This window comes from Leptolyngbya sp. Heron Island J (assembly GCF_000482245.1).
Taxonomy (GTDB): domain Bacteria; phylum Cyanobacteriota; class Cyanobacteriia; order Phormidesmidales; family Phormidesmidaceae; genus Leptothoe.
Window position 1 is genome coordinate 1 of the sequence record NZ_AWNH01000116.1, and the last position, 10564, is coordinate 10564.

Sequence of the window (10564 nt, forward strand, 5' to 3'; positions counted from 1 at the left end):
CGAATCGTCTTGTCAGCACTGCCACTGACAATGGTCTGGCCATCCGGGGAAAAGGCTACCGACAAGACGATGTCTTGATGGCCCTGGAAGGGTTGCCCGATAGGAGTGCCCTCCAGACTCCACAGGCGAATCGTCTTGTCTCTACTGCCACTGACAATGGTCTGACCATCCGGGGAAAAGGCTACCGACCAGACGATGTCTTGATGGCCCTGGAAGGGTTGCCCGATGGGGGTGCCGCTGATCAAATTAAAAAGTTGCAGGGTGCCATTGCCTAACCCAGCAATCATCCGTCGTCCATCGGGGGAAATCGCTGTCGATCTCACCGCACTTTCAAGGTGGGCAAAAATCACCGGGGCATCGATAGCTTGATTTTCTGGGCTAGGTTCAACCGTTAATGGGGTTTCTATTTTCAAATCTCCGTCCTGCATTTTAGGTTCAGGTGGCAATTCATCTGGTTTGCTCGTACCAGCAATCGTAGACAATCAAGTGCCCTCATTCTGATTGACGGTCCTTGCTAACTCCCATGCTTTGAACAAAAATTAAGCTGCTATTCGTTCTGTCCAAAATGTCCAATATCCAGTTAAGCTTCGCAAGAAACGATGCCTAAAAACCTGGCATCTGTAAAAAGAGCGATAGCTTGCTGGAAAATACCTGAGCGCTCAGGAGTTGACCTAGTGGTCTCTGAGCGTGGCTCTAATAACTTTTATATTCTGCAAAATAGTCTGTAACTGGACTATAGCTGTACATTATTCTCTCAATTGCTTGATAGATAGGCGTCTCAAGCGACATCGACTGACCTTGGGGTAGTAGGGGTCGTGGGTTCAAATCCCGCCGCTCCGATTTAATTGGAACCCGCTCATTGAGCGGGTTTTGTCATATTTATCAAGCCTTTTGAGCCTTGCCCTATGGGGTAGGTTCATCAAAATATTGGGTCACTTTTGGTCAGTTTGGGTAGCATTTGGGTATGAGTTGGGTATGAAATATGCCGCAAACGACCCGAAAAAAATCCCCCAAAGGCACCGTTTCAATTGAGGAGTATCAAGGGCGATTGAGACTCAGGTGGCGGTACCTAGGCAAGCGATATGCTCTATCTATCGGGCTTCCAGACTCTAAGGTCAACCGCCAGGTGGCACAGCAAAAGGCGACGATCATTGAGCTGGATATTGCGTCGGGCAACTTTGACCTCACCCTGAAAAAGTACAAGCCTCATACCCAAAATAGCGAAGGCCTTTCTGTGGTAGGCCTTTTCGAGCTTTTTATGAAGTATAAGGCGAAGCGGTTATTGCCCAGAAGTTTGGATAAGTACGATGCAACGCTGAAATATCTGGAGCGCTACTTTGAAAACCGGGTTGCGGCTGCCATTGATGAAAAGGCAGCAGAGCAATTTATGGAATGGCTAACGAAGCAAAAGCTATCGCCCATGGTTTGCCGGGAGCGGCTTACTTTGATCCGAGCGGCCTGGGACTGGGGTATTGCTGATGATCATTTAGAGGCAGGCCAGTCGAACCCTTGGGTGGATATGATTTTGCGAGTGCGGGTTGAGCCCAAACAGATGCCTAAGCCTTTTACTCGCGAGGAAATGACTGCCATCGTTGAGGGGTTTAAGAAAAGTCGCTATTACAGCTACTACACGGATTATGTGGAGTTTTTGTTTGGCACTGGCTGCCGGACTGCTGAGGCGATCGGTCTGCGTTGGAAGCATCTGACGGATGATTGTAGCTCTATCTGGATTGGGGAATCACTGACCCGTGGGGTACGAAAAGCGACAAAGACAAATCGGGCGAGAACAATCTCGTTATCTGACAAACTGCAGAAAATGTTGTTGCGGAGACGGCCTGAGAAGCCTGAGCCAGATGGGTTAGTGTTTAGGTCTGCGAAGGGTGGTGCGATCGATGATCATAATTTTAGGAATCGGGCCTGGACTTCGGTTTTAGAAGAGTCCAGGGTTGATTATCGGAAGCCTTACAATACGCGGCATACGTTTATTTCCCATGCGTTGAATATGGGGATGAATCCGGTGGAGGTAGCGCAGTTGACGGGGCATGATGTGCAGACACTGTATGAGAATTATGCGGGTAGTGTGAATAGTCGGCCTCGGCTACCGGAGTTTTGATGTCTGTGCCCTTTTATCTGTTTTAGATGCAATAGTCCGATCGGCGTTTGAATATCAAAACGGTTTTCTGTTATGCGTGTGACGATTGTCTACGTTGGAAAAACAGTTTAACCCGGCTATCAACCGCAACGTAGATATGTCGCGATAATCAAATTTTGTTTAAGTAGTGTACTTCTACAATCCGGGAATTTGCCATCATGATGGAGTTTTGAGGCGATCAGCTTGGTGAAAAAGGTCTAGCTGAATTAGAAAGCTGGCTTGGTACAGACCATTTGCTCGCTGTTATGCATCCGATTTCCTAGCTATGTCAGACGTGCCCCATAATGAGGAACATTTAGCTGTCAACCAGACTAACCAGCAGAATGTAGCTACTAATTATGGGCACGTCATCTGGCGGGTAGAGAATCTTTCAATTTATTATTCCACTCCACGGGCTGCGGAACCAGATGTGGAACCCATTAGCAATTCGGAACTTGGCCCAAATCCCTATCGGGGTCTAAGAGCGTTTAGAGAAGAAGACCATACCGTTTTCTTTGGTCGCCGCCAGCAGACCTATAAGCTTTGGAAAATGCTAAAGGCTCTGTATGATCATCCTTCAGTAGTTCGGTTTTTGCCAGTATATGGGCCATCGGGGTCGGGTAAGTCGTCGCTGGTGAGAGCGGGGTTACTGCCAGTGATTGGTCAGCATTCCCTGTCTAGCCAGGAGCATACTCGGGTTGCGATTCTGGAGCCTCGGACTCAACCATTGAAGGGGTTGGCCTTAGCTTTAGCACGGATGGCGACAGGGGATGATTCACCTGTCGCAAAGGCGAGAGAGTTTTACCGGGAATTGCAGCAGCGCAATGAGCGAGAACAATACGACGGGCTATGGCGCATTGTCAGGTCACTGCCAGGAACTGAATTTTCTCCTGTGATTGTTGCAGTAGATCAGTTTGAGGAGATTTACTCTCAGTGCAAGGATAAACGTCAGCGACTGATTTTTATCAATAACCTGCTGACGGCAGCGGCAGATAAATCGCGGTTGGTGATCGTGGTGGTGACGCTGCGCAGTGACTTTTTAGGAGAAACCCAGTCTCATCCCTGGCTGAATCGGCTGTTTTCTAAGCATGGTTACTTGGTTCCGACGATGAATGAGGTAGAATTACGGCAAGCGATTAGCAAACCAGCGGAAAAGGCAAGGCATCCTCTAGATGCGGCCACGGTGACGCTGTTGGTTCAAGAGACCCAGCAGCGGGAAGGGGCATTGCCTCTGTTGCAGGTGGCGCTGAGTGATATTTGGAATGGACTGCGGGACGGGATGGAACCCGGTCAAACCTTGCAAGAGATTGGAGGTGTGGGGGGAGCACTGGCGAAGAAGGCAGAGGCGATCTTTCAGACATTGACGCTGGAGCAGCAGGCGATCGCGCGGCGGGTGTTTTTGGGGGTGATTCAGCTAGGGGAAGGCACTCGGGATACTCGGCGACGGGCGCAGGTGAGTAGCTTAGTGGCGCAGCAAACGACGATGGCTCAGGTGCGAGAAGTGATTGAGCTGTTTGCCTGGCGGGAGGCGAGGTTGCTGACGTTTGCGGCGGACAATGAGGGTAATGAGACGGTTGAGGTGACCCATGAGGCGTTGATTGAGCATTGGCAGCGTTTAAATAATTGGCTGGACGATAACCGCGATAACATCCGATTTCATCGACAACTAGAAGCAGCTGTTCAGAACTGGCAGACTAAGAAACAGGCAGAAGGCTTACTGTGGCGTCCTCCCGACTTATCTCTTCTGACAGACTTTTATCAACGATTTGAACAGAATATGACATTAGACCAACTCACTTTTTTTCAGAAGTCTCAGTTGGCAGAAAAACGACGCAGACAAATGCGTCAATTAGGATTTAGCGCTTTATTAGTAGGCTTACTAATAACAATAACAACAACTGTATTGTCTGTATTGTACGCCCAAGCTGCTAATAGTAGCCGTAAAGAAAGTCTCTTGCAGATTGCTCAGACTCAAATTGAAACTTCTGCAAAGCTAAACGCTATTGGAGAGCCATTTGATGGTCTCATTAATGCTTTGCAAAGTCTTAAATACTTGGAGAAGAACAAGATAGACAACCACATCATATTGGCTCAAGTAAGATCTAAAATTCTCTCCTCTTTTTTAGGGCTAAGAGAGATAAAATATTTGTATCAAAATAATACTAATGACATAAGTTTTAGCCCCGACGGTAGTGTTGTCGCTACTGCTGGCGAATCAACAGCAGTATGGAATCTTGACGGTAAGCTCATAACAGAGTTTGAACTACAGGGCTTCGAGCACTTGGGGGATGCTAAAGCTATTCGGTTTAGCCCTGATGGCGAAGTCGTTGCTGTTGCAGGGGATGGTTTAGACGGTACAGGGGTAACGCTGGTAAAACCTAAAGTTTTGCTATACGAGATTAATGGTACGTTAATTGACTCTATCGAGATAGAGGATGAGCAGTGTCTTATTCACGATATGAGATTTAGCCCCGATGGGAAAATTCTAGCTGTAGCGTGCAACAATGCAAAGGTACTACTGTGGAACTACCCAAAAAGAGTCATCGTACCCATACCAAAACATATTGATAACGATAGATACGGGACAATAGAATTCCTCTCTACCGCTAATATTATTGATTTTAGCCCAAACAGGAATTTGATCATAACGACTGATTTCTTGAGGGGTCCACAGTTATGGAATCTCGATGGTAAGCTCATTACTTCTCTGAGAGGGCATAAAGGCACAGTTTATGAGGTGCATTTTAGCCCTGATGGGAATGTCATTGTGACTAGTGGTGAGGATGAAACGGTTAAGCTATGGACACATGAAGGGCAACTTATAACTTCTCTTGAAAGTCAGATTGGTGCTATATCTGATATAAGTTTCAGTCCTAGTGGAAAAATCATTGCTATAGCTAGCCTTGGTGGATCAATTAGGCTATTAAGTAAAAATGGTCAACCCATTACTTCATGGCAAGGACACAGTGATCGGATTAACGAAGTAAGATTTAGTGCTGATGGCCACATTGTTGCCACTGCTAGTCAAGATGGGACGGCTAAGCTATGGGATCTGGATGGTAAACTTATCGCGTCGTTTCAAGAGCATGGTATTCCTATTTCCGGTGTACGCCTCAATCAGAATAAAGGTATAGCTTTGACTTTGACTGATCCATATGCTGGAACTGATCCATATGTGGGAGGAAAAGCCACCATGTGGGATATCGATAAAACACTAATCTCGTCTTTACATGAAGATAATGAGAGAGCCGTCAGTTTTGATATTAGTCCTGATGGAAAAACTCTTGCTACAGATGGTACAGATGGAGTTGCGAGATTGTGGGATCTTGATGGTCAACTCATAACGTCTCTTGAAAAACATAGTAGTCAAGTGTATCAGGTTATCTTCAGCCCTGATGGTAAAACCATCGCTACAGCTAGCGCAGACAAGACAGTAAAATTATGGAACTACTCTGGGGAAATTTTAGCATCTCTGTCAGGAGAAAGTATTTTGGATGATTCTTTAGATGATTTTGGTTACATACGTATTGGCTTTAGCCCTGATGGAAATACTCTTGTAACTACTGAAGACTTTGAGCAGCGTGTAAAACTATGGGATCTTGATGGTCAACCTATTGCGTCTCTCGAAGGTAAGAGTGTCAATGGTTTTGGAGAAAAACCTCTCTTTAGCCCTGATGGTAGTACTACCATAACCGCAGGTGAACATGGAAGAGTTTATCTATGGAACCAGAAAGGTCAACTGATTAGCTCCCTAGATAAACATGTGAGCGAAGTTAGAACGGTGACTTTCAGCTCTGATGGAAGTATTGCTACTGCTAGCGAAGATGGAATGATATTTCTGTGGAACCAAGATGGTCAATTCATAACGTCTCTCAAACAACATGATGGTCGGAAACTTTACAATCCAGTTTTTAGCCCTGATGGTAGTTTTATTGCCGCGACCGTTCATGAATATTCGTCTCGTGACAATATAAATAGCTACGAGACAAAGTTGTGGAACTTAAACGGAAAACCCTTCACTGCTTTGAAGGGAAGTAATCCGGTTTTCAGTCCTAATGGCAATATTATTGCTACCCAAGATAGTGGTGCTATAAGACTCTGGGGAGCTAAGGGAAATTTTATTGAGTCTATTCAAGGACACAAGGCTCAATTCAGTGATGACGGTAATATTGTGGCTATTCATGATGGTGAAACTATAGGGCTGTGGAATATTAATAGGACTCCTTTGATTTTCCTTGAAGAACAGAATAGCGAATTTAGATTTATGTCTTTCGTTCCTAATAGGGATTTGATTATTACGAATAATTCACAAGGTATAGTAAGACTTTGGCAATGGAATCCTGATCAGGTTGTAAAAAAAGCTTGTCAACAAGTAAGTCTGCACTTTTCTAAAAATCCTCCTAATTTGGAAGAAGATAGCAAAAGTTTATGTATTGATACAGCTTCAGTTTCTGAAAGTATTTATTGAAATTTGTATGTGCAGCACTGTAGTCGTCTTCTAAACATGAATAAGAGAAAATAGATGACGCGGATTCATCAAGATCGGTGTTTTCTATTTTTAGAACAAACTAAGTTGAACCAGTGTAAGCCCCAATAATCTGTAATAGTTAAGACTTTATCTGACACATCCTGTAAACTCACACTGAATCAGGAGTGTCACAATGAATACCCAAGACAAGATCGTAAAGAACCGCTTAGGCATTCTAAATCTAGCCAAAACACTCGGCAACGTATCCAAGGCCTGCAAAGTGATGGGCGTATCACGAGATTCGTTCTATCGCTATAAAGAACTCTATGAAACAGGTGGCGAAGCCGTTCTACGCGACATTGACCGTAAAAAGCCTTGCCCTAAGAACCGAGTGGATCCTGAGATTGAAGCCGCCGTGGTTGCGTTTGCCACAGACCAACCGGCTTACGGCCAAGTGCGAGTCTCGAATGAACTGAAGAAACAAGGCATCTTTGTCTCTCCAGGCGGTGTTCGTTCAATCTGGCTACGTCATGACCTTCAAACGTTTAAGCTCCGTCTCAAAGCGTTGGAAACGAAAGCGGCTCAAGACAACCTGATCCTGACCGAAGCGCAGGTAAAAGCCCTCGAAAAAGCGAAGGAGCACAAGGAAGCCCATGGGGAAATAGAAACCCATCATCCCGGCTATCTCGGCTCTCAAGACACCTTCTATGTGGGGCACATCAAAGGCATCGGACGGATTTATCAGCAGACCTTTATTGACACCTACACACGGGTGGCTCAGGTGAAGCTGTATGACCGCAAGAATGCACTGGTGGCCGCTGATACGCTCAATGACCGAGTGATTCCCTTTTACGAAGAACAGAGCATCCCATTACTGAGGATTTTGACGGACCGAGGCACCGAATATTGTGGCAATGTAGAACACCACGAATATCAGCTCTATCTGGCCATTGAAGACATTGACCATACGCGAACTAAAGCAAAATCACCCCAAACCAATGGCATTTGTGAACGCTTTCATCGCACGATTTTAGAAGAGTTTTATCAAATTGCGTTTCGTAAAAAGGTGTATCAAAGCCTTGAGGAGTTACAAAATGATGTAGATGAATGGATAGAGTATTACAATTGGGAACGACCTCATTCAGGTCGATATTGTTATGGCAAGACACCCATACAAACCTTTCTCGATAGTGCGCATTTAGCGAAAGAAAAACAATTAGATCAACACGGAGAAAAGAGTGTAAAAAATCAAACACAACCTGACAAATCTCTAAGTGTCAGATAACTCCCTTCTGTCAGATGAAGTTTGATCTATTACAAATAATCACAGAAAATGTTTCTGTTTCAGACAAACAGAGCATCAGCTTCAAAAAGTAAAGAGCTGATACTCCAGAATGCTCCACTTATTTGCTAGCTAGAACAGTTCACGCCGAATGAACAACACCCAAACCTCCCAAGTCTCATGCCGATTTGCATGAGACCGAAAATCCGCAAAATACCACCACCGATTATCCCGCTCATAGGGATACACCTGCACAATATCCCCCCGATCATGCTCCTGCACATCACCCCCTAACGCACGGAAACCAGCAATTGTCGCAATCCAATCACGGGTCGAGAACCTCGTATTCACCCGATTTCCCGTGTACTTTCGCAGCACCATCGCCGAGCCACCTCTCACCCGAATGCTACCATTCACATCCAGCTTGCCTTTAGGATTCGTGGTACCAATGCCCACCTTGCCATTCACCAAAAGATCTGGCGTGCCCATCAGGTGCAGATTCTTGCCATCGTTGAACTTAGCCCAAACCTGATTTCCCTGTTCAGGCTCCCGAATTTCCAGGTCGTTGCCATCGCTCCGTAGCAGCCAGTCTCCTCGTTTTGCTTGAAACCCATCATCCGCAATCACCTTGCCGCTGACGCGGATGTCACCATTCTCATCCGGATTCACCGCACTCTGCAACAGATTCACCTGCTCACTTACTTTGGCCAGTTGTTCTTCCAGTTGCTTTAGCAGCATGTTTTCCTCCGAAAATTCAGGTAGTGGTTCAGTCGCAACAAAATAAGACGTAGGTAGTTCACAAGCATCAAACGAGGCTCGACAGGCTTTAGCTCGACGTTGCAGCTCATTTAGCTGTTCGCTGATCTGTTCAAAATCCTGCCGATAGCGGTCTTTCTTAGCAGTTTGCTCCTCCGGCGTCAGCACCAGATGGTCTTCAAAGCCATAGAAGTTATCCAGCACGTAGCGCAGGTTGGCACGATAGTCCTTGTAGCTCCAGTACTTCATTCCCAGTTCTTCCATCACCGCTAGGCGATGAGCACGGGAAAAGATACTTTCACCCACTGCAGGGGGCAGCGGCACCGTCTTGCGATACTCTTCAAAAATGCCCTGGAACTCGACGGGGTGATCCTTTACCAGCTTCGGGAAGTTCTTCGCCTGAGTGATCATCTCCTCCAGCGTGGTTTCCACCGGATCGCCACTGCCGCCACTTTGCAGCACCGTCACCTTGAGTTCCTTGTTCTCAATGGCCTGCTTCAGCTTCAGGTCTAAACTACCCGATGCCTTAAACAGACCATAGCTGGCACTCACCGCCACAGCGATAGCTTGCTGTTCCTGTTTACTGAGGGTTTTAATCTCAATCAGTCCGTAGTAGCTGCCGCCGGTAACCACTCCGGCCATGTACTCTGGCCCATAGTGGTTCTCAAACCAATCCCAGCCCCGTTCCGCCAAAAGCTGGAAAATTTCTGGCTTAAATCGAGGATTACGCATCATCAGGTTGGGATTCTTGACCTCCACACTCACCAGCAAATAGGTGCTGTACTGGTTCACTGACTGCTGCTGGGCGTAGTTCACCTCTGCCGAAGCACTGAATAGACCAAAGCCTACAGAAGCAGATGCTGAGACATTCAGCATTTTACTAAGTTCTACCGAGCTGGTAATCTGTTGCAGATTGAACCGTACTCGTTGTCCTAACGGCTGATCGTCAATCAGAGAGGTGGGTGGGTCATAGATGATGGCATAACCATAGCTTTCCCCCATCTCGGCATCGACACCTTTGCCTAAGGTGGCACCGGCAGGTATTGGACGAATCGTAGCCATTGTTGTTTCTCCTTAAAGTTAAAAGTGAAAAAAGCGCAGCCTTCCCCTTCCTGAGCAGCAGAGGTCCGCTCAGCAGAGGCGAATTATGCAAAGGAGAAGGAAGCTTTGGTATGCTGGCTCTAATGCAGATAGCCAGGTTGACTATTCAGCCAATGATTTTGACTCCACGGATTCAGTTGAATGCACATCGCTAAAAAGCATCTCACCTACGACAATGCAGATCTCTTGAATGCCGCCCTTTGTAAACAGAATCAGGGCAGACAGAACCATCTGTAAGGCCATCATCTGACGATGGGAAAAGCGACGACGCTTAGGTTGTTTCATGGCAGTTAAGCCTCCATTGAACGCTACACCCCTTTTATAGAAGGCTTATCCTGGCGTTCTACCGAAGTACACCCGATGAAAAACCGGCTTTTACCGGGACTTTTCAAGAAGTTGCCTAACTCAGTACACTGGAAAGTAAGTTTTCTACCATTTTAGAGAGTCTTATCTTCTCGAATTTTGACATAATGCTTCTGAAATTTATCGCGTGCGGCCTCAACTGAAAATTGCCAATGGATGCGGATACGCTGGTCATGCCGTTCTTGCACCAAGGCGAGCACCGCTTGCTCTAATTGGTCTTGTGTGGGAATGCGCTGATGCAAACAGCCTCTAGCCAGTGCCGAAAACTCGATCTCAATCATATTGAGCCAACTGGCTGACTTTGGGGTGTAGTGAAACTCAAACCGTTGGGCAAGGGCAAAGGCCTCCTCAGCCGTCAGGTATTCATAGAAAGAACTGACATTATGGGTGTTGAGATTATCCTGCACAACCTGGATTTTGTCCGCATTAGGATAGCGCGCAGCTAAGGCTTGAAAAAACAGAG

The 10564-nt window shown here is 46.4% G+C and carries 7 protein-coding genes; 3 read left to right on the forward strand and 4 right to left on the reverse strand.

Annotated features, from left to right (window positions below):
* Positions 1 to 482: hypothetical protein (locus N836_RS0139930; protein WP_031294754.1), on the reverse strand; the 482-nt coding region annotated here is incomplete at its 3' end.
* Positions 483 to 982: 500 nt separating this feature from the next.
* Here N836_RS0139930 and N836_RS71840 point away from each other — a divergent pair.
* The 3 genes from N836_RS71840 to N836_RS71850 all read left to right on the forward strand — a co-directional run bounded on the left by N836_RS71840 (position 983) and on the right by N836_RS71850 (position 7884).
* Positions 983 to 2113, forward strand: coding sequence for a site-specific integrase (locus tag N836_RS71840; protein ID WP_023076998.1), 1131 nt, complete (start codon positions 983 to 985; stop codon positions 2111 to 2113).
* A gap of 304 nt (positions 2114 to 2417) precedes the next feature.
* Positions 2418 to 6599: an nSTAND1 domain-containing NTPase gene (locus N836_RS71845; RefSeq protein ID WP_023076999.1), complete on the forward strand. Its 4182-nt coding sequence runs from the start codon at positions 2418 to 2420 to the stop codon at positions 6597 to 6599.
* A gap of 193 nt (positions 6600 to 6792) precedes the next feature.
* The gene (locus N836_RS71850) at positions 6793 to 7884 is read left to right on the forward strand and encodes an IS481 family transposase (protein WP_023077000.1); all 1092 of its coding nucleotides are present in this window, start codon (positions 6793 to 6795) and stop codon (positions 7882 to 7884) included.
* 129 nt (positions 7885 to 8013) lie between these two features.
* Here N836_RS71850 and N836_RS71855 read toward each other — a convergent pair whose 3' ends face one another.
* From N836_RS71855 to N836_RS71865, 3 genes are all read right to left on the reverse strand, one after another.
* On the reverse strand, positions 8014 to 9699 hold the full coding sequence (locus N836_RS71855) for a hypothetical protein (protein ID WP_023077001.1): 1686 nt from the start codon (positions 9697 to 9699) through the stop codon (positions 8014 to 8016).
* Positions 9700 to 9840: 141 nt separating this feature from the next.
* The gene (locus N836_RS71860) at positions 9841 to 10023 is read right to left on the reverse strand and encodes a hypothetical protein (RefSeq protein ID WP_023077002.1); all 183 of its coding nucleotides are present in this window, start codon (positions 10021 to 10023) and stop codon (positions 9841 to 9843) included.
* 152 nt (positions 10024 to 10175) lie between these two features.
* Positions 10176 to 10564 (reverse strand): transposase (locus N836_RS71865; protein ID WP_023071803.1); only part of this gene is annotated, 389 nt, incomplete at its 5' end.

Excerpts from the sequence above, each read along its gene's own strand:
- N836_RS71840 (WP_023076998.1), top strand. The coding sequence starts at position 983 with ATGCCGCAAACGACCCGAAAAAAATCCCCCAAAGGCACCGTTTCAATT.
- N836_RS71845 (WP_023076999.1), top strand. The coding sequence starts at position 2,418 with ATGTCAGACGTGCCCCATAATGAGGAACATTTAGCTGTCAACCAGACT.
- N836_RS71850 (WP_023077000.1), top strand. The coding sequence starts at position 6,793 with ATGAATACCCAAGACAAGATCGTAAAGAACCGCTTAGGCATTCTAAAT.
- N836_RS71855 (WP_023077001.1), bottom strand. The coding sequence starts at position 9,699 with ATGGCTACGATTCGTCCAATACCTGCCGGTGCCACCTTAGGCAAAGGT.
- N836_RS71860 (WP_023077002.1), bottom strand. The coding sequence starts at position 10,023 with ATGAAACAACCTAAGCGTCGTCGCTTTTCCCATCGTCAGATGATGGCC.